The organism is Amycolatopsis orientalis DSM 43388 (genome assembly GCF_000411975.1).
GTDB lineage: Bacteria > Actinomycetota > Actinomycetes > Mycobacteriales > Pseudonocardiaceae > Amycolatopsis > Amycolatopsis orientalis_D.
In genome coordinates this window covers 15,611-33,657 of sequence record NZ_ASXG01000192.1, presented here as the reverse complement: position 1 = coordinate 33,657, position 18,047 = coordinate 15,611, and the positions used below count along the sequence as shown (strand labels likewise).

15 protein-coding genes and 1 pseudogene are annotated in these 18,047 nt (G+C 70.3%); 6 read left to right on the top strand and 10 right to left on the bottom strand.

The genetic code is table 11. From position 1 onward, the window contains the following. Positions 1 to 182: 182 nt before the first annotated feature. The 6 genes from L942_RS38990 to L942_RS38965 form a co-directional block, all read right to left on the bottom strand. Positions 183 to 812, bottom strand: a complete 630-nt coding sequence (locus tag L942_RS38990; RefSeq protein ID WP_037370168.1) for a TetR/AcrR family transcriptional regulator — start codon at positions 810 to 812, stop codon at positions 183 to 185. Positions 813 to 918: 106 nt separating this feature from the next. Further along, positions 919 to 2,613, bottom strand: a complete 1,695-nt coding sequence (locus tag L942_RS38985; protein ID WP_037370165.1) for a flavin monoamine oxidase family protein — start codon at positions 2,611 to 2,613, stop codon at positions 919 to 921. Then, on the bottom strand, positions 2,610 to 3,386 hold the full coding sequence (locus L942_RS38980; RefSeq protein ID WP_037370161.1) for a carbon-nitrogen hydrolase family protein: 777 nt from the start codon (positions 3,384 to 3,386) through the stop codon (positions 2,610 to 2,612). Before L942_RS38980 ends, L942_RS38985 begins: the two co-directional genes overlap by 4 nt. After that, positions 3,383 to 4,768 carry an amino acid permease gene (locus L942_RS38975; protein ID WP_037370160.1) on the bottom strand — a complete coding sequence of 462 codons (1,386 nt, stop codon included), beginning with the start codon at positions 4,766 to 4,768 and terminating at the stop codon, positions 3,383 to 3,385. Before L942_RS38975 ends, L942_RS38980 begins: the two co-directional genes overlap by 4 nt. A gap of 1,103 nt (positions 4,769 to 5,871) precedes the next feature. Then, complete coding sequence (locus L942_RS38970; RefSeq protein ID WP_037370157.1) at positions 5,872 to 7,137, bottom strand: sensor histidine kinase; 1,266 nt, start codon at positions 7,135 to 7,137, stop codon at positions 5,872 to 5,874. Positions 7,138 to 7,141: 4 nt separating this feature from the next. Beyond that, positions 7,142 to 7,825, bottom strand: a complete 684-nt coding sequence (locus L942_RS38965) for a response regulator transcription factor (protein WP_037370155.1) — start codon at positions 7,823 to 7,825, stop codon at positions 7,142 to 7,144. 91 nt (positions 7,826 to 7,916) lie between these two features. On the opposite strand from L942_RS38965, the pseudogene pip reads away from it, so the two are divergent. From pip to lpdA, 4 genes and pseudogenes are all read left to right on the top strand, one after another. Continuing rightward, a pseudogene (pip, locus tag L942_RS38960) lies at positions 7,917 to 8,855 on the top strand (prolyl aminopeptidase); the annotation flags it as partial. A 75-nt stretch (positions 8,856 to 8,930) separates the two neighbouring features. Next, positions 8,931 to 9,335 carry a nitroreductase family deazaflavin-dependent oxidoreductase gene (locus tag L942_RS46395; protein ID WP_440201367.1) on the top strand — a complete coding sequence of 135 codons (405 nt, stop codon included), beginning with the start codon at positions 8,931 to 8,933 and terminating at the stop codon, positions 9,333 to 9,335. Between the two features lie 55 nt (positions 9,336 to 9,390). Continuing rightward, positions 9,391 to 10,173 (top strand): lysophospholipid acyltransferase family protein, encoded by a 783-nt coding sequence (locus L942_RS38955; protein WP_037370151.1) that lies wholly within the window; start codon positions 9,391 to 9,393, stop codon positions 10,171 to 10,173. Positions 10,174 to 10,376: 203 nt separating this feature from the next. Continuing rightward, entirely contained in the window at positions 10,377 to 11,762 is a 1,386-nt protein-coding gene (lpdA, locus tag L942_RS38950) for a dihydrolipoyl dehydrogenase (protein WP_037370148.1), read from the top strand. Here the strand turns inward: lpdA and L942_RS38945 are convergent. After that, positions 11,752 to 12,252: a GNAT family N-acetyltransferase gene (locus L942_RS38945; RefSeq protein ID WP_037370280.1), complete on the bottom strand. Its 501-nt coding sequence runs from the start codon at positions 12,250 to 12,252 to the stop codon at positions 11,752 to 11,754. The two genes, lpdA and L942_RS38945, sit on opposite strands and share 11 nt — an antisense overlap. A 37-nt stretch (positions 12,253 to 12,289) precedes the next feature. After that, positions 12,290 to 13,483 carry an MFS transporter gene (locus L942_RS38940; RefSeq protein ID WP_200863063.1) on the bottom strand — a complete coding sequence of 398 codons (1,194 nt, stop codon included), beginning with the start codon at positions 13,481 to 13,483 and terminating at the stop codon, positions 12,290 to 12,292. A gap of 158 nt (positions 13,484 to 13,641) precedes the next feature. On the opposite strand from L942_RS38940, the gene L942_RS38935 reads away from it, so the two are divergent. Continuing rightward, positions 13,642 to 15,543, top strand: a complete 1,902-nt coding sequence (locus tag L942_RS38935; RefSeq protein ID WP_037370142.1) for a S8 family peptidase — start codon at positions 13,642 to 13,644, stop codon at positions 15,541 to 15,543. Positions 15,544 to 15,588: 45 nt separating this feature from the next. Here L942_RS38935 and L942_RS38930 read toward each other — a convergent pair whose 3' ends face one another. After that, positions 15,589 to 16,221: a class I SAM-dependent methyltransferase gene (locus tag L942_RS38930; RefSeq protein ID WP_037370140.1), complete on the bottom strand. Its 633-nt coding sequence runs from the start codon at positions 16,219 to 16,221 to the stop codon at positions 15,589 to 15,591. Between the two features lie 58 nt (positions 16,222 to 16,279). Here L942_RS38930 and L942_RS38925 point away from each other — a divergent pair, with 58 nt between their 5' ends. Further along, positions 16,280 to 17,017, top strand: coding sequence for an SDR family oxidoreductase (locus tag L942_RS38925; protein WP_037370137.1), 738 nt, complete (start codon positions 16,280 to 16,282; stop codon positions 17,015 to 17,017). Here L942_RS38925 and L942_RS38920 read toward each other — a convergent pair. Beyond that, positions 17,001 to 18,032: an SDR family oxidoreductase gene (locus tag L942_RS38920; RefSeq protein WP_037370135.1), complete on the bottom strand. Its 1,032-nt coding sequence runs from the start codon at positions 18,030 to 18,032 to the stop codon at positions 17,001 to 17,003. The two genes, L942_RS38925 and L942_RS38920, sit on opposite strands and share 17 nt — an antisense overlap. Positions 18,033 to 18,047 lie beyond the last annotated feature (15 nt).

The window sequence follows — 18,047 nt, the reverse complement described above, 5'->3', positions numbered from 1 at the left end:
GGGCGTCCGCACTGGGCCGTCCGCGTGGTCGTAGTGAAAAGTCGGGTCCCCGCCGCGCCGACCGACACCGAATCGACGCCTTCCCGGCGTAGCGTGGACAGGTACCGGGGGCCTTGCCTCCGGAAGGGGCCCCCGGCACTTTCCTCCCCCCTCGTGGTGCCGGGGGCTCTCCTTCCGGTTCGTCAGTGCTGGGGCGGATGCTGGATCGCGGGCAACACCTGGTCGACCACGGTCACGAGCGACTTGGTCAGCAGCGTGTGCACCTGGCGCCGGTCCAGCGAGCGGTGCACGAGCCATTCGCGGCCCGCCGCCTTCACCATGCCGGCGAACGCGCGGACCGCGGCGTTCAGTTCCTCGCCGTGCTCGCTGTCGCGGGACAGCCCGACCGCCTCCAGGACACGGTCGGCCGACGCGCGGTCGGCCTCCGCGACGATCCGGTCCACCTCCGGGTCGCGGCCGATGCCCTCCGGCGCGATCGCGGCGAGCCACAGCTTCTCCTGCTCGCGCACCATGTCGAGCAGCCAGTCGATGGCGGCGTCCGCGCGGACCTCCAGCGGGCCGTCCGGCAGAATCTGCACCGCAATCCGCGGCACGGTCAGCGCACGCCGAACGATTTCGAGGTACAGCTCCCTTTTCGTTCCGAAATAATGATTGATCAGTCCGCGGGCCACGCCTGCCTCGGCCGCGATGTCCGAAGTGGACACTTCCGAATACGGTCGTTCGCCGAACAGCCGCGCCGCGCAGGCGTAGATCTGCTCTTTGCGTTCGTCCGGTTCGAGTCTCCGCCACTTCGGCGCCGGATCGGTGCTCATGGCATCAGTTTGGCATGATCGGTTCAGCAAGGCGGATTAACGAGGCGGAATGTCGCCGCGGAAACACGTTCGGCTGCTACCGCGCGGTATGGGTTGACGGCCCGCGTCAGTCCGGAAGCTCGATCGGTGCGAGGTCCGCGAAACGGTCGCCCGGACCGGGATTCGCCGGATCGCTCGCGCCGCCGAAATGCTTCTGCACGCCCCACACCGCGTTGAGCGCGGTCTGCACCGCCCCCTCGGCCCAGCCCGCCGTCCACGAGATGTCGTCGCCCGCGAGGAACAAACCGCGATAGCGCTCGGGCAGTGAATCCTGCACGAAGTGCGTGAAAAGCCGGTGCTGGTACCGGTAATGCCCGGGCAGGTTCGCCTTGAACGCGCCCATGAAATGCGGTTCGGCCTCCCACGACACGGTCACCGGGTCGCCCACGATGTGCCGCCGCACGTCGACGCCGGGGTAGATCTCGCGCAGCGACTGCAGCATCACCTCGACGCGGTCGGACACGGAAAGCGGCAGCCACTTCAGCGAATCGTCGGCCCACGTGTAGGACAGGCAGATCACCGCGGGCCGGTCCGGGTCGTCGCCGAGAAGGTAGGTGCCGCGCGGCATCCGGTCGGTGAGCGTCATGCTCATCGTGTCGCGGCCGGTCACCGGGTCGCGGTCGAGCCAGAACGGGCGGTCGACCGGCACGAACACCTTGGAGGACGCCATGTAGTGCGTGCGCTCGATGGCGGTCCAGTGGTCGATCGGGAAGAGCGCCTCGTCGCATTCGATCTTCGACAGCAGCATCCAGCTCTGCGCGGTGAAGACCGCGGCCGGGAAGGTGCGGATGTGACCGGAGGCGTCGGTGACGGTGATGTTGTTCGGCGCGGTGCGGTGCAGCCGCGTGACCCCCGGCCGCGGCTCGCCGTTTTCGTGCAGGGAAGCCAGATTCGTGCCGGCCGGCCAGTGCGCGAGCTTGTCCGGGACGTGGTCCCACAGCCGCCTCGGCAGCTGCCCGCTGCCGCCGACGATGCTGCGGTGGTCGTCATCCGCGCCGGTGTAGACGACCCGGAGGATTTCGAGAATCGAGTTCGGGAAGTCGGTGTCCCATCCGCCGGTGCCGAATCCGACCTGGCCGAAGATCTCCCGATGCCGGAACGAGGAAAACGCCGGGGAATCGCACAGGAATCCGTAGAAGGTCTGGTTGTCGAGCCGGGGCACCAGCTCGTTCCAGATGTTTTTGATCGTCGCGACGTCGCGATTGCGGATCGCGGTCTGCATCTCGGCGAATGACGCGTGCTCGTCGAGAGTGCGCTGCCACGCCTCCGCCACGTCGCCGTACACCTTGGGCAGGTCTTCGGGCGTGCGCGCGTAATGGCTGCGGCCCTTGAGATCGACCACCGTGCTCGGCGTGGCCGGCGACAGCGGGTTCGGGAACGGCGTGGTTTCCAGCCCGGCCTTGTCGATGTAGTGGAACAGCGACGTCGACGACGGCGGGAACCGCATCGCGCCCATCTCGGCGACCACGTCGTCGGGCAGGCCGGGGAAGCGGTGCGTGCGCAGCCGTCCGCCGAGGCCGTCGATCTCGTACACGACCGGCCGCAGCCCGAGCTTCATCAGCTCGTAGGCGGTCACGATGCCGGAAAGACCGCCGCCGATCACCGCGACCTCGGTGCCGTGCACCTCCTCCGGCACGCTGCCGAGTCCGGCCGGATGGGCGAGGTAATCGTCGTAGGCGAACGGGAAATCGGGGCCGAACATCGTGATCGGCCGGCCGGCGGGTTCCTCGGCGTGGATCGCGGCGGGAACTGCGGAGGTCATGCCCGGGGTCCTTCGGTGAGAGAGCGGTACAGCGACGGCCGTCGGTCGGCCAGGTACGGGGTTTCGGCTCGTGCTCGAGCGAGCACCGCGGGGTCGAGTTCGGCGAACAGCAGCTCTTCGCCCGGCCCGGCCTTCGCGACGACTTCATCCGGCGACGCGACAGTCGAGCGTCCGCAGTAGGTCAGCTCGCCTTCGGTGTCACAGCGGTTCGCGTACACGACGTACAGCTGGCTTTCGTGCGCCCGAACCGGAATCAGCAAGTCGGCGACGCGCTCGTACGGCTGCATCAACGCGGTAGGCACGAGCAGCAGGTCGGTGCCCGCGAGCGCGTGCGCGCGGACGAGTTCGGGGAACTCGACGTCGTAACAGATCAGCAGCCCGGCGCGGAGGCCGTTGAAGTCGGCCTGCACCACGGGCTCGTCGCCGGCCGAGAACTGGTCGCGGTCGAGGTCGCCGAAGAGGTGCGTCTTGCGGTAGTTCGCGAGCCGTTCCCCTTGTGCGGACAGCAATTGCGCCGAGTTGTACACCGCGTCGCCGTCTCGCTCGGGATAGCCGTAGACCAGCGCGATCTTGTGGTGGGCAGCCAATGCGCCCAGTTCGGCCGCGCGTGGCCCGTCCGCCGGTTCAGCCAGCTCCGCGACGGCTTTCGCGCCGATGTTGTACCCCGTCGTGCTCATCTCGGCAGTCACGATCAGCTCGGCGCCGCGCTCCGCCGCCGCGGCCATCGCCTCGGGCAGGCGGTCGAACGGGCCTTGGTGGACGGCGATGATCATCGGATGCTCTCCGCGAGCCGCGAGCGACGGACGCTGTAGCCGAAGTAGATGACGAGGCCGAGCAGCATCCACGCGCCGAACACGATCCAGGTCGCGCTGTCGAGACTGAACATCATGTACGCGCAGCAGGCGACCCCGAGGATCGGAGTGACCGGCGAGAACGGCACCCGGAAACTGCGGTCGGCTTCGGGACGGCGTTTGCGCAGGATCAGCACGGCGACATTGACCAGCCCGAAGGCGAACAGCGTCCCGATGCTGGTGGCGTCGGCGAGCTTGCCGAGCGGGATGAAAGCGGCGAGCACCGCGACGAACCCGGACACCACGAGCGTGTTGGTGCGCGGCACGCCGGTTTTCGGATGCACGGTGGACAGCGACTTCGGCACGAGCCCGTCGCGGGACATGGCGAAGAGGATCCGGGTCTGCCCGTAGAGGACGGTCAGCACGACGCTGGAGATCGCCACGATCGCGCCGATCGCGAGCAGGATCGCCCAGAGCGGGTTGCTGGAAATCGTGGTGAGCACGTGCGACAGCGCGGCCTGCTTGTCGCCGAACTCCTGCCAGGGCAGCGCACCGATCGCCGCGACCGCGACGAGGCAGTAGAGAACGGTCACGATCCCGAGCGACAGCAGAATCGCGCGCGGCAGGTCCCGCTGCGGGTTGCGGGCTTCCTCGCCGGCGGTGGAAGCGGCGTCGAACCCGATGTAGGAGAAGAACAGTTTCGCTCCGCCGGCGCTCATCCCGGCCAGCCCGAGCGGAAGGAACGGCGTGAAGTTCTGCGCCCGGACCGCAGTGAACGCGATGGCGCAGAACAGAATCAGCGTGCCGATCTTCACCGCGACCATGATCGCGTTGGCCCGCGCGCTCTCCTTCGCGCCGGACAGCAGGAGCACCATCGCCAGCAGCACCACGACGATCGCTGGAATGTTGACCAGCCCGCCGTCGCCCGGAGGCCCGCTGAGCGCCTCCGGCAAGGTGACGCCGAACGCCAGGTGCAGCAGTTCGTTGACGTACTGCCCCCACCCGACCGCGACTGACGCGACCGATACGCCGTACTCCAGCACCAGGCACCAGCCGCACACCCAGGCGACCAGTTCGCCGAGGGTCGCGTACGCGTAGGAGTAAGAGGAGCCGGAGAGCGGGATCATGCCCGCCAGCTCGGCGTAGGAAAGCGCGGAGAACAACGCGGTGATCCCGGCGAGCACGAACGACACCACGACGGCGGGCCCGGCGACCGGAACCGCCTCGCCGAGCACCACGAAGATCCCGCTGCCCAGGGTGGCCCCGATGCTGAGCATGGTCAGCTGGCTGAGCCCGAGCGACCGCTTCAGCGGCCCGTGATCCGCCTCGGCGACCAGATCGGTGACCGGTTTGCGGCGCAGCATCGCCGTGGCGAGCCTCCCGCGCGCAGGACTCGAGGACGTGGTGCTCACCGGGCGGCTCCTAGCGATTGATTGTGACGGCACTGTCGACTTCGAGCCACGGTATCGATCGAAAATTGCCCCGAGAACCGAGATCTGTTGTGGAAAACTGGCGGTGACAGGTGATTCATTGCGCTCTCGGAGTCGGTGTCGGCGGGGCTGGTTGCCTCGGCCGGGTGGGCGTTCCGGCCGTTGTTAACTCTAAGTGATCGGGGGCGGGGGCCTTCGGCGGCGGGTTTGCTTGCGCAGGTCAGGCTGGGTGGGCGGGGGTTTGCCCGCGGGTCCGGGCCGGGTGGAGCGGGGGTGGGGGTGCCGGGCGTGGCTGGCTGTCGCGGGCGGTGGCGGGAGCATTGCGGGTTTCGGCCTGGTGGGTGGCTCCGTGGTCGGGGGCTGGTTGCTGGGGACAGCGGGGACGCGGGCTGCCGGGTGTGGTTGTGGTCTTGGCCGAGGGTGCGTGTGGTGGGTGGGCTGGCGTCGTCGGCCGCGGGTGGCTGGGTGTCGGCCAAGGCTGCGCTCGGCAGGGTGGAGATGTCGTCGGTCGCGGGTGGCTGTGGTGTGGGTCGAGGTTGCGTGGCTGGGCGGGGGCGACGTCGGTCGTGGGAGGTCGTGGTGTGGGTCGAGGTTGCGTGGCTGGGCGGGGGCGACGTCGGTCGTGTGAGGTCGTGGTGTGGGTCGAGATTGCGCGGCTGGTCGGAGGCGACGTCAGTCGTGGATGGCTGTGGCGTTGGCCAAGGTTGCGCAAGGCAGGGTGTGGGCGCGATCAATCGCGGGTGGCCTTCGCACTTGCCAGAGTGACGTGGGCGGACTCGGGGATGCCGGGCGGTGCTTCGCGCTGGCGGTCTGGTGCGGGCGGAGGTTGCGCGGGCCGGATTGGAGGTCGGGCGTGGGGCGCGGATTGGGAGGTCCGTGGCCGGAGTCGGACGTCGCGTACTGAATCGGGCCAGCGGCGCGGTGTGGGAAGCGGAAGCCTCGCGGAGGCCGGGCGGGCAGGCGGCGCGGGCTAGGACCTGGCACCGCTGGGCGGGCAGGCGGCGCGGGCTGCGGCCCGGCACGGCCCGACGGTCAGGTCAGGAGTCGGATGCTTCCGGAAGCAGCAGCGTGAACGTCGGCGGGTCGGGGCGGGACAGGCGCAACCTGCCGCCCTCGGCTTCGGCCAGGCTTCTTGCCAGGCGGAGGCCGATGCCGTGCCCTCCCGGGGTGTGGTCGGAGAACGGGTCGCGTTCGCCGAGGTCCGGGCCTTCGTCGAGGACATCGACAGCCAGTGCGCCGCCGGCGTCCCGGGCTCGGATCGTGATGGTGCCTTCGCCGTGGTTCACCGCGTTGTCCAGCAGGACCGCCAGCACTTGCCGGACTGCCGGGACCGACGCGCGCACCGGCGGCGGGTCGGCGATCTCCAGCCGCAGCCGGCGGTGGTGGGGCAGTGGGACGTCCTTCAGCTCGTCCAGGAGGGCGGGCAGGTCCAGCTGGTCGCGGGGAGCGCGGCGTTCGTGGGACAGGGCGAGCAGGTCTTCGACGGTTCTTTCCAACCGGTCGGCGGCGGTGATTCCGGCGCGCACGGCCGCGTAGGGATCGCGGCCGGGGGTTTCCAGCGCGGATTCCAGCTGCAGGCGCAGTCCGGCCAGCGGGGTGCGGAGCTGGTGCGAGGCCTCGGCGGAGAAGGCGCGTTCCCGTTCCAGCGTTTCGCCGATGCGGGTCGCGGTGACGTCCAGGGCCGCGCCGACGCGGTCGATTTCCGGGATCGCCGAACGCCGGGAGCGGGCGGAGAAATCGCCTTCGCCCAGCCGGGCCGCGGTGCAGGCGAGGTCTTCCAGCGGGCGGGTCAGCCGGGCGGCGATGCGCCGGGCTACTAGCCAGCTCGCGAGCACTGCGCCAACCGCGCAGCCGGCCATCACCAGCCAGGTGATGCCGACGTCGCGGGTCAGCGCCGAGCGGGGCAGCGCCGCGCGCACGATGCCGGTGAGGCGGGCCCCGGTCAGCACCGGGACCGCCAGCACGTCCTCGTCGCCGACCTTCCGGTTCAGCATGTCGCTGCGGCTCGCCGCGACACCGCGCACGACGTCGTCCGCGACGGCCGGGCCTTCCCCGGCGAGTAGGCGGCCCGCCGGGTCGTAAACCGCGACCTCGGCGCCGTCCTCGTTGTCCGGGACCTGGAAGGGCTGGCCGGCGGCGAGCGCGTCGGACACCACGACGGCCGCGCCGTCAGCGGCCCGCTCCAGCGCGGAGGTGGTGTGCGTACGGAAGTACCACATCGCGCCGATGGCGAGCGGCAGCCCGAACAGGCTCGTGGCCAGGACCGCCGCGAGGACGGTGAGCGTCACGATCCGGCGGCGCACCCGTTCAGTCCCCTTCTAACCGGTACCCGTGCCCGCGCAGGGTGGCGATCCTCGGCGCCTCGTACGGCGACTCGGCGGCCGAGGCGAGCTTGCGGCGCAGCGCGGCGATGTGCACGTCGAGCGTTTTGGTGGAGCCGTGCCAGTGCGAATCCCACACGTCGGACATCAGCGTGTCGCGGCTCACCGCCTGCCCCGGCTGCACGGCCAGCCGCGCGAGCAGGTCGAACTCCCGCGCGCGCAGCACGACCTCCCGGCCGCCCAGGCTGACCCGCCTGCTCGCGATGTCGACCTCCAGCGCGCCGATCCGGACGACCGGCGTCGACGGCGCGGCGGGCGCTCCGCGGCGGAGGTGCGCGCGCACCCGGGCGAGCAGTTCCGCCAGCCGGATGGGCTTGGTCAGGTAGTCGTCGGCCCCGGCCTCCAGCCCGACCACGACGTCCATCTCGTCCGCCCGCGCGGTGAGGATCACCAGCACCGCGCCCGGCATGGCCGAACGCAGCCGCCGGCACACCTCGACGCCGTCGATGTCCGGGAGGCCCAGGTCCAGCAGCACGAGATCGGCCGCGGTCTCGCGCAGCGCGCTCCGGCCGTCCCGGCACCATTGCACTGTGTGGCCGTGTCCGCGCAGCGCGGAGTCGAGGACGCTGCCGATCGCCGCGTCGTCCTCCACCACCAGTACCTTCGCCATGAGGGAAGCCTAACCGGAGCCTCCCGGCCGCGTCCGAGCGTCCACAGTGGACTCTCAGCGGGAGGCGGCCGAGGTCGGGCATAGTGGCTGCATGCTCGGTCTGTACCCGGAACTCGATCCGTACGACCACGGAATGCTGCCGGTCGGCGACGGCAACACGCTGTACTGGGAGGAATGCGGCAATCCCGAAGGAAAGCCGGTCGCGTTCCTGCACGGCGGGCCCGGGGGCGGCGCGTCCCCGCGGCACCGGCGGCTGTTCGACCCGGAGCGCTACCGGATCGTGCTGTTCGACCAGCGCGGCTGCGGCCGGAGCACGCCGCACTGCAGCGAGCCGGACGTCGACCTGTCGGTGAACACGACCTGGCATCTGGTGTCCGACATGGAGCAGTTGCGCGAGGCCCGCGGCATCGACCGCTGGCAGCTGTTCGGCGGCTCGTGGGGCAGCGTGCTCGCGCTCGCCTACGCCGAGACCCATCCGGAGCGGGTGACCGAGCTGATCCTGCGCGGCGTCGCGACGCTGCGGGTCAAAGAAGTGCAGTGGCTCTTCGGCGGGGGCGCGGCGTGCATGTTCCCGGAGGCGTGGTCGCGGTTCCTCGCCCCGGTGCCGTACGCCCGCCGCGGCGGCGACCTGCTCGAGGTGTACCACGAACTGCTGAATCACCCGGACCCGGAAGTGCACGGGCCGGCCGCGCTCGCCTGGAGCCGGTGGGAGGGCGAGACGGTCAAGTTCACCCCGCAGGAAGAAGTGGTCGCCGCGTTCACCGAGCCGGAGTTCGCGCTCGCGATCGCGCGGATCGAGAACCACTACTTCCGCCACGGCGGCTGGCTCGCCCCGGACCAGCTGATCCGCGGGGCCGGGAAGCTGTCGGGCATCCCGTGCGTTCTCGTCCAGGGCAGGTACGACGTGGTCACTCCCGCCACCACCGCCTGGGAACTCGCACAGGTGCTGCCGGGCGCCGAGCTGAAGATGATCGGCGACGCCGGGCACGCGTTCGACGAACCGGGCACGCTGCACGAGCTGATCAGCGCGACCGACCGGTTCGCGGCAGGGTGGGAGGGCACGTCCGGGCTGTCGAGCGCGGAAGTCGAACGAAAGGAAATCCGCATGCTGTTCGGTGACGAGCACGTTCGCCGTTACGAGGAAACCGACGGAGAAGTCGGGCACGACTGGCAGGAAGGCGTGCCGACGCTGGTGCTCACCACGAAGGGCCGCAAGACCGGGCAGGACCGCAAGTTCGCCCTGATCTACCAGGAGGACAACGGCAACCCGGTGATCGTCGCCTCGAAGGGCGGCGCGCCGAACCACCCCGGCTGGTACCTGAACCTGCAGGAGAACCCCGAGGTCCGCGTGCAGATCCGGGCGGACAAGTTCACCGCGCGCGCCCGGACCGCGACCGGCGAGGAACGCGCCCGGCTGTGGGACAAGCTCGCCGCGGTGTGGCCGGACTACAACGACTACCAGAAGAAGACCGACCGCGAGATCCCCGTGGTGGTGCTCGAGCGGGTGTGATTCCCGCCGCGTCCAGGGCTCGCGCGGCGCCGAACCGGAGCGTCTTCGGCTACGAATGACGCTCATGGCGCTGCGCACCCGGACCCGGGACCGCTGGACCCCGCTCGAAGGGGAGCTGCTCGGCTTCCGCGGCATGCAGAGGTACGGCAGGCGCTTCGCCCGCTCCGGCCGGGGCGCCTGGTACCACCTCGCGATCGAGGTGGTGTGGCAGCTGCTCGCCCTGACGAGCCGGTTCCGCGTGCGCGGCGCGCGGAACATCCCGCGTTCGGGCGGGGTCGTGGTGGTTTCCAACCACCTGTCGAACGCCGATCCGACAACGCTCACCGCGTTCTGCCTCGGCGCCGGCCGCGTGCCGCGGTACCTGGCGAAGGCGAGCTTGTGGAACGCGCCGGTGATCAAGGCGGTGATGCGTTCGGGCAAGCACATCCCGGTCCACCGCGGCGCGCCGACCGCCGCGGGCGCGTACCGCGACGCGGTCGCCGCGGTGCGGGCGGGCGAATGCGTGGCGATCTTCCCGGAGGCCCGGTTCTCCGCCGACCCGGACGGCTGGCCGGCGAAGAACGGCAAGACCGGCGCGGCGCGGATCGCGCTGGAGACCGGGGCGCCGGTGCTCCCGGTCGCGAACTGGGGCACGCACGAACTGCTGCCCGCCGGCGCGTGGTTCCCGCGCGTCCTGCCGCGGCGGAAGATCGAGTTCGTCGCCGGAGAGCCGGTGGACCTCAGCGACCTGCGCGAGCGGGAATTGACCCGGGACGTGCTGGAGGAGGCGACGGCGCGGATCATGGCCGCGGTGACGGAGCTGCTGGCCGAGATCCGGGGCGTGCGGCCGCCGGCTTGACCGGCGGACTCCGCGGCGCTGCCGGGCGAAGGCGCGGCGGCCACTGTGGACGCTCCGGCCGGTCCCGAAGCGGCTTCGGCCCGGACCCGTCGGCACCCTGCTCCGGCGAGTTTCGCCGCAACCAGCCGGCCTAGGACGCGCCAGCGCCGAAAGCGGGCGCCGTCACGCCGCCCCGCGCGGGCGCGGGAGGTAGTTTCAACGGTATGAGCGCAGACTATGACGTGGTGGTCCTCGGGGCCGGAGTCGGTGGGTACGTCGCGGCGATCCGGGCTTCGCAGCTGGGCCTGAGCGTGGCGGTCGTGGAGGAGAAGTACTGGGGCGGGGTGTGCCTCAACGTCGGCTGCATCCCTTCGAAGGCGCTGCTGCGCAACGCCGAACTGGCGCACACGGTGAAGGAGGAGGCCAAGACCTACGGCATCTCCTCCGACGGGGAGATCCGCTTCGACTACACCGCGGCGTACGAGCGCAGCCGCAAGGTCGCGGACGGGCGCGTCAAGGGCGTGCACTTCCTGATGAAGAAGAACAAGATCACCGAGTACAACGGGCGCGGCACCTTCGTGGACGCCAACACCCTCGAGGTGAACGGCGAGCGGATCACCTTCACCTACGGCATCATCGCCACCGGCGCGACGGCCCGGCTGCTGCCGGGCACGCAGCGCAGCGAGCGCGTGGTCACCTACGAAAAGCAGATCCTCGAAAGCGAGCTGCCGGGCAGCATCGTGATCGCCGGGGCGGGCGCGATCGGCGTGGAGTTCGCCTACGTGCTGCGCAACTACGGCGTGGACGTGACGATCGTCGAATTCCTCGACCGGATGGTGCCGCTCGAGGACGCCGAGGTTTCGGCCGAGCTGGCCAAGCGCTACCGCAAGCTGGGGATCAAGGTGCTGCTGGGCACCAAGGTCGAGGCGATCGACGACTCGGGAGCCAAGGTTTCGGTGACCGTGTCGAAGAACGGCGAGCAGCAGGTGCTCGAGGCCGACAAGGTGTTGCAGGCCATCGGGTTCCGGCCGAACGTCGAGGGCTACGGCCTGGAGAACACCGGCGTCGAGCTGACCGAGCGCGGCGCGATCGCGATCGACGGCCGCGGCCGGACGAACGTGCCGCACCTGTTCGCGATCGGCGACGTGACGGCGAAGCTGATGCTGGCGCACGCCTCGGAGTCGATGGGCATCGTGGCGGCGGAAACGATCGCCGGCGCGGAGACCATGGAACTGGACTTCGTGATGATCCCGCGCGCGACCTACTGCCAGCCGCAGATCGCGAGCTTCGGCTGGACCGAGGAGCAGGCGCGCGAAAAGGGCTTTGACGTCCAGGTAGCGAAGTTCCCGTTCACCGCGAACGGCAAGGCGCACGGCCTCGGCGACGCGGCGGGCTTCGTGAAGGTGCTGAGCGACGCGAAGTACGGCGAACTGCTCGGCGCGCACCTCATCGGCCCGGACGTCACGGAGCTGCTGCCGGAGCTGACGCTGGCGCAGCAGTGGGACCTTACGGTGCACGAGATTTCGCGCAACGTGCACGCGCACCCGACACTGGGCGAGGCGGTCAAGGAAGCGGTGCACGGACTGGCCGGCCATATGATCAACTTCTGATTCTTCGACGGTCGCCCTGGCCCGCGGTGGTTTCGCGGGCCGGGGCGCTGCCGTTTCCGGACAGGGAAAACACCAGTTCGGGCCGGGACCACGAGATCCTCGGCGGCTTCGGCGGGACAGTCCCGATCCGGCGGGCGCCCACGCGTTCGTAGAACTTCGCCGCGGGCGGATGCGACACCACGCGCACCTCGGTCAGCCCGTTTTCCCTTGCCACTTCAAGGATGCGCCGCACCAGCCGAGCCCCCAGCCCGCTTCCCTGCGTTTCGTCGGCGACGAACAGCAGATCCAGCTCGGCCTCGGTGAGCGCGGCGAACCCGGCCGGCCCCGAGGGACCGCGGGCGACCAGAACATGGTGCTGGCGAAGGTAATCCGGCGTGACGGCGTACCCCTCCAGGATCGAGGCGTATCGGCCTCGGTAGGCCGATGACGCGTGCATGAGGTCGGTGAGCGAGGCGGCGTCGGCAGCGGTCGCGCGGTCAATCTTGAACATGCCGGCCACGGTAACCGGCACCACCGACAAAAACTGATCACGCGACCCGGCGGGCGGGCAACGCGACGGCGCTGAGCAGGCAGAGCACCGCGCCGATCCCCAGGGAGAAGCGCAGGCCGAGCACTCCGGCGGCGATCCCGCCGAGGGTGAGGAAAACCGGTTTGGCGGTACGGGTTCCGATCGACCAGGCAGTGAGCGTGCGCGTCAGAACAGTGTCGTCGATCAGCGAGAGCCGGTACGCCGAATAAGTCGGGTTGAAGATGCCCGCTACCAGCAACAGCCCGAAATTCGCGGCGATCAGCAGGGAGACCCCGCCGGGTCCGGGAATGGCGAACGGCAGCGCGAGCAACCACGGAGTACGCGCGAAACTGGTGCAGAGCAACACTTTCTGCGCGCCATAGCGAGAGCTGAGCGCCGGCGCGAGCCGCGCACCGAGGAGCCCGCCCAGGCAGGGGACGCCCAGCACCAGTCCGTATTGCCACGGCGCGAACCCGAGATCCCGCAGCATCAGCACGGTTTGCAGCGGCGTGACCCAAAGCACCGCGCCGCTGAACAGCACCGAGTTGAAGAACAGCGGCCGCAGTTCACGGCTGCGCAGCAGGAACCGCCAGCCGTCGGTGAAGCCGCGTCGCGAGTGGTCCGAAACCACCGCGGGAGGTGGTTCCGGCGTGCGCAAACGACGAATGCCGAGCGCGGACAACAGGAACGAGAAAGCGTCGATGAGCATCGTCGCGGTCGCGCCCAAGCCGCTGATCAGTACCCCGCCCAGCGGCGGTCCGGCGGACCAGCAAACCCAGTCGGTGCTTTCGAAGCGGCTCAACGCGACTGCCCGCTCGTCCGGCGCGACAAGGGCTTTGAGGTGCGCCCCGCTGGCCGCGGAGAAGACGACGGCTGCGGTGGCGACGACGATATCGACCGCGTAGAGCTGCGGCATGGTCAGCACGTGCAGCGCCGCCGCCAGCGGGACGCTCGCCAGCGCGGCGCAGCGAACCAGGTCTCCGGTGATCATCGCGGGACGCTTCCGGGCGAACTCGACCCGAGGTCCGAGCGGGAAAGCCAGGACCGCGCTGGCGGCCGCCGAGATGGCGGTGATCAGCGAAACCTGCCACGCGGGTGCGTCGAGCACGAGCACCGCGACGAGCCCGAGTGCGCCCGCGCCGACCGTGCTGCCCGCCGTGCTGATCGCGTACGCGGCCCACAGGCGGGCGAAGTCCCTCCCCAGGTTCGCCACCAGAGCAGAGTGCCAGCTCCGCTTCCGGGCCGGAACCGCCCGGTCTCACCAGGTGGGCCATCCGGGCAGATACCACTTTGGTCGGTGGTCTTGGCCGCCGTCGCTCTTTAGATTCACGTGACCACAGTGGGTGGCCGGGGGCGAGGACAGGAGTTGCGATGAGAAGAACGAGCCGGGTGACCGCGTATTCGGTGCCGCTCGCGGTCGGGGTGGTGCTCACCGGGAGCGGGGTCGCCGTCGCGCAGCCGTCCGCCGCGGAGGTCGCGAACGCGCGCACCGGGGCGGGGATCAGCGCGCTGCAAGAGATCAAGAGGACCCTCAGCCCGGCCGAGAAGAAGCAGGCCAGCCAGCTCGTCGTGGAGAAGCGCCTTCGCGCCGACCGCGGACTCGCCGCGCTGCTGCCGGATTACCGCACTGGCCTGCCGGTCACCCAGGCTGGCACGGTGTCGGTGGACATCGCGGGCACTGCCGGCGCCGCGATCGCGAACGCGGTGCGCGCCGCGGGCGGCACTGTTCAGTCCACCTCGTCCAACGGCTCGGTTCGCGCGCAGCTGCCGCTCAACGCGGTGGACCGGATCGCGGCGCGCGGCGACGTCCGGCAGGTCCAGCCCGCGACGCAGGCGATGACCTGGAACGAGCCGGACGCGCAGCGCCGGCAGCTGGCCAAGAAGGCCGTCGCCGCCGTGCAGGTGTCCGAAGGGGACAAGACCCACGGCGCCGACACCGCGCGCACGCAGTACGGCGTGAACGGCACCGGCGTGAAGGTCTGCGTGCTTTCCGACGGCGTCAACTCGCTGAAGAAGTCGCAGGACGCGGGCGAGCTGCCGGCGGTCGACGTGCTGCCCGGCCAGGCCGGCAGCGGCGACGAGGGCACCGCAATGCTGGAGATCGTCCACGACCTCGCTCCGGGCGCGACGCTCGGCTTCGCGACCGCGTTCACCAGCGAGTCGAGCTTCGCGGACAACATCCGCGCGCTGCGCAACACCGGCAAGTGCACGGTGATCGTCGACGACGTCGCGTACTTCGACGAGTCGCCGTTCCAGGACACGCAGGTCGCGCAGGCGGTCAACGACGTGACCGCAGCCGGCGCGCTCTACTTCTCCTCCGCAGGCAACTCCGGCAACCTGACCGACGGCACCAGCGGCTACTACGAGGGCGACTTCCGCTCGTCCGGCACCACGCTGCCGGGCGTCACCGGCACCCCGCACGACTTCGACCCGGGCAGCGGCGTGCAGACCACCGACCCGCTGTCGCCGGGCTCGCTCGGCCGGCCGGTGACGCTGTTCTGGTCGGACCCGTGGGGCCACTCGGCCAATGACTACGACCTGTTCCTGCTCAACGCTTCCGGCGGCGTCGTCGCCTCCAGCGCCAACTCGCAGGACGGTTCGCAGAACCCGTACGAGAGCCTGACCGTGCCGACATCCGGCTCCGGCTACCGCGTCGCGGTGGTCAAGTACAGCGGCGCGGACCGGTTCTTCGCGCTCAACGTGATCCGCGGCCGGTTCGTCGACTCCGGTTCGCTCAAGGGCTTCAGCACCGCGGGCGTGACCTCGGGCCACTCGGCGGCGGCAGCGGCGTTCTCGGTGGCCGCGGCCCCGGCGGCGACCGCGTTCGGCCGTCCGCTGGAGACCGGCGACCCGGCGAACCCGGCCGGCCCGTACCCGGGCCTGTTCACCTCGGCCAGCAAGTGGGAGCGCTTCACCTCCGACGGCCAGCGGCACCTCTTCTACAACGCCGACGGCACCGAGCTGACCCCGGGCAACGTGTCCTCGACCGGCGGCGCGACCCGCGCGAAGCCGGACATCACCGCGGCCGACGGTGTGGCCACCTCGGTCGCCGGCTTCCAGCCGTTCTACGGGACCTCGGCGGCCGCCCCGCACGCGGCGGCGATCGCGGCGCTGCTGCTGTCCGGCAAGCCGGCCGCGACCCCGGCGGACGTCCGCACCGCGCTGGTGTCGAGCGCGATCGACCTCGGCGCACCGGGATTCGACGCGGTGACCGGCAACGGCGTGATCATGGCGGGTCCGGCGCTGGCCGCGCTGGGCGTGCCGAAGAAGTAGCGGTTGCGGAAAGGGCGGGCTCCTCGACCGGGGAGCCCGCCCTTTTCAGCGTCCGGCGACCAGCAGGTGGAACGCCCTCGGCCCGTCGCCGAGCCGGTTGTGGCGGCGCAGTTCGAGTCCCGCGTCCGCGAGCGCCTTCTCGATCTCTTCGGGCGGCCGCAGCCGGAAACCGTGGCTGGTGAAGGGCATTTCGCGCATCATCGCGGGATCTCCGATGCCGACGACGAACCGGCCGTCGTCCGCGAGCACCCGCGCGACCTCGGCGAACGCGGGTGCCAGGTCGGGGATGAAGTAGACGGTGTTGACGGTCAGCGCCGCGTCAATCGTCCCGTCGCCAAGCGGGAGCTCGGCCATCCCGGCCTGGTGCAGCACCAGCCGTCCGGCGGCGAGGTTCTTCGGGAACGTCCGCCGCGCCCGGGCCAGCGCCGTTTCGGAGATCTCCGCGCCGTGCACGGTGCCGCCCTCGGTCGCGCGCAGCAGGAGGTCCAGCCCGAGACCGCCGCCGAAACCCAGGTCCAGCGCGGTTTCGCCGCGGCGGATCTCCAGCGCTTCGACCGCTCCGGTGACCGGCCCGCGGTTGACGTTGTTGAGCAGCCGGACGACAGCCTGTCCGGCCCGGCCCCGCGGATGGCCCAGCTGTTTGGCGAACCCGGCGAGCAGCGTGTCACGTGGTCCCATGAACCCAGTGTGCCGCGATATGGCAACGTGCGGGCGAACGGACTTTTGAGGAGGCGACATGTCGGAGAAGACCGCTGTGGTCACCGGGGCCGGTTCCGGGCTGGGCCGCCGGATCGCCGGAGCGCTGCTCGACGCGGGTTACCGGGTCGCACTCGCCGGACGTCGCGAGGACGCCCTGCGCGAGACGGCCGGCTCCGCCGAGAACGCGCTGGTCGTGCCCGCAGATGTCGCCGATCCGGCTTCGGTGGAGGCGCTTTTCTCGGCCGTGCGCAGCGAATGGGGCCGGTTGGATCTGCTGGTGAACAACGCCGGGGTGTCGCTCGGCGGCACCGTCGCGGATCTCTCCGTCGAGGACTGGCGGCGCACCGTCGACACGAACCTCACCGGCATGTTCCTGTGCGCGCAGCAGGCCGTGCGGCTGATGCGCGACCAAGACCCCCAGGGCGGCCGGATCATCAACAACGGCTCGATCTCCGCGCACGCGCCCCGTCCGGCGAGCGTCGCCTACACCGCCACCAAACACGCCGTCACCGGTCTCACCCGCTCGATTTCGCTCGACGGCCGCGCCTGGAACGTCGCGTGCGGACAGATCGACATCGGCAACGCAGCCACCGAGATGACCGAGCGGATGGCCGCGGGCATCCCGCAGGCCGACGGGCGGCTGCTGGCCGAGCCGACCTTCGACGCGGGCCACGTCGCCGACGCGGTGCTCTACATGGCGGGTTTGCCGCTGGACGCCAACGTCCAGTTTCTCACCATCACCGCGACCACGATGCCGTTCATCGGCCGGGGATGACGTGGTCGCGGCGCAACTCGTCGAACAGCCGGTAGAACATCTGCTCAGTGTCCACATAGGAGTGGAAACCGGCGCGGCGTGACTTCGACGTGTCCGCGAACATGTCGTAGTCCCACGAGAACACGAAGTCGCCGAAGGCCCACGAAGAGACGTCGGCGTACGAAGCAGCGAGGCCGTGCTTCGCCGTCATTTCGGTCCACAGTGGTTCCTTATCGGCCATCACGGTCGTCAGCGGCAGCTGCAACGGCGAAGCGACTTCGAGGTCGAAGTACGCGGCCAGCTTCGGCCACAGCTCTCGCCAGCGAAAGAGGTCACCGTTGGCGATGTTGAACGCTTCGTTCTGACTGGACGTCGCCGCCCACACTGTGCCCTCGGCGAGCAACTGTGCGTCCGTCATCTCCAGCAGGCTGTCGTACGCGCCGGGCTTGCCGGGAAAGCGCAGGGGCAGGCCGAGTTCCTTCGAGATCGACGCGTAGACCGCGATCACGAGCGCGAGGTTCATCGGGTTGCCGAGCGTCGTCCCGCCGACCACGGACGGCCGGATCGCCGACCACGACCAGCCTCCGGCCGCGGCTCGGCGTTCCAGGAACTTCTGCTGGTCGACATTGAATTCCGGCGGCATGTGCTGTCCGGCGTCGGCCTCGCGGGCGGGAGTCTTGAAGGGGCCGAGGTGCGCGCCGTAGACCTTGTAGCCCTGCATCAGGCTGACGTGTTCCAGCGGGCCTTCGTCGAGGCCGTTCACCAGGTTCTCCAGCATCGCGACGTTCGGCGGCACGAGTTCCGCCCACGTCGGCCGGTCCTGGTAGGCCGCGTAGAACAGGTGCGTCGCGCCGACGCCGGCCAGCGCCGTCCGGGTGCCCGCCGGGTCGAGCAGGTCGACGGCGAGGTTGCCCGGTCCGCCGCGACGGGAGAGCCCGAGCACCTCCCAGCCGTCGAGAGTCCGCAGGTGGGAGATGAGTTTCCGGCCGATGATCCCGTTGGCCCCGGCCACGAGGGCCACGCGTGTGCTGCTCATGTCTCCGATCCTGAC

Bases quoted from the DNA above. Each gene is read 5' to 3' on its own strand.
- L942_RS38990 (WP_037370168.1), bottom strand. From the start codon at position 812: ATGAGCACCGATCCGGCGCCGAAGTGGCGGAGACTCGAACCGGACGAA.
- L942_RS38985 (WP_037370165.1), bottom strand. From the start codon at position 2,613: ATGACCTCCGCAGTTCCCGCCGCGATCCACGCCGAGGAACCCGCCGGC.
- L942_RS38980 (WP_037370161.1), bottom strand. From the start codon at position 3,386: ATGATCATCGCCGTCCACCAAGGCCCGTTCGACCGCCTGCCCGAGGCG.
- L942_RS38975 (WP_037370160.1), bottom strand. From the start codon at position 4,768: ATGCTGCGCCGCAAACCGGTCACCGATCTGGTCGCCGAGGCGGATCAC.
- L942_RS38965 (WP_037370155.1), bottom strand. From the start codon at position 7,825: ATGGCGAAGGTACTGGTGGTGGAGGACGACGCGGCGATCGGCAGCGTC.
- L942_RS46395 (WP_440201367.1), top strand. From the start codon at position 8,931: ATGCTGTTCGGTGACGAGCACGTTCGCCGTTACGAGGAAACCGACGGA.
- L942_RS38955 (WP_037370151.1), top strand. From the start codon at position 9,391: ATGACGCTCATGGCGCTGCGCACCCGGACCCGGGACCGCTGGACCCCG.
- lpdA (WP_037370148.1), top strand. From the start codon at position 10,377: ATGAGCGCAGACTATGACGTGGTGGTCCTCGGGGCCGGAGTCGGTGGG.
- L942_RS38945 (WP_037370280.1), bottom strand. From the start codon at position 12,252: ATGTTCAAGATTGACCGCGCGACCGCTGCCGACGCCGCCTCGCTCACC.
- L942_RS38935 (WP_037370142.1), top strand. From the start codon at position 13,642: ATGAGAAGAACGAGCCGGGTGACCGCGTATTCGGTGCCGCTCGCGGTC.
- L942_RS38930 (WP_037370140.1), bottom strand. From the start codon at position 16,221: ATGGGACCACGTGACACGCTGCTCGCCGGGTTCGCCAAACAGCTGGGC.
- L942_RS38925 (WP_037370137.1), top strand. From the start codon at position 16,280: ATGTCGGAGAAGACCGCTGTGGTCACCGGGGCCGGTTCCGGGCTGGGC.
- L942_RS38920 (WP_037370135.1), bottom strand. From the start codon at position 18,032: ATGAGCAGCACACGCGTGGCCCTCGTGGCCGGGGCCAACGGGATCATC.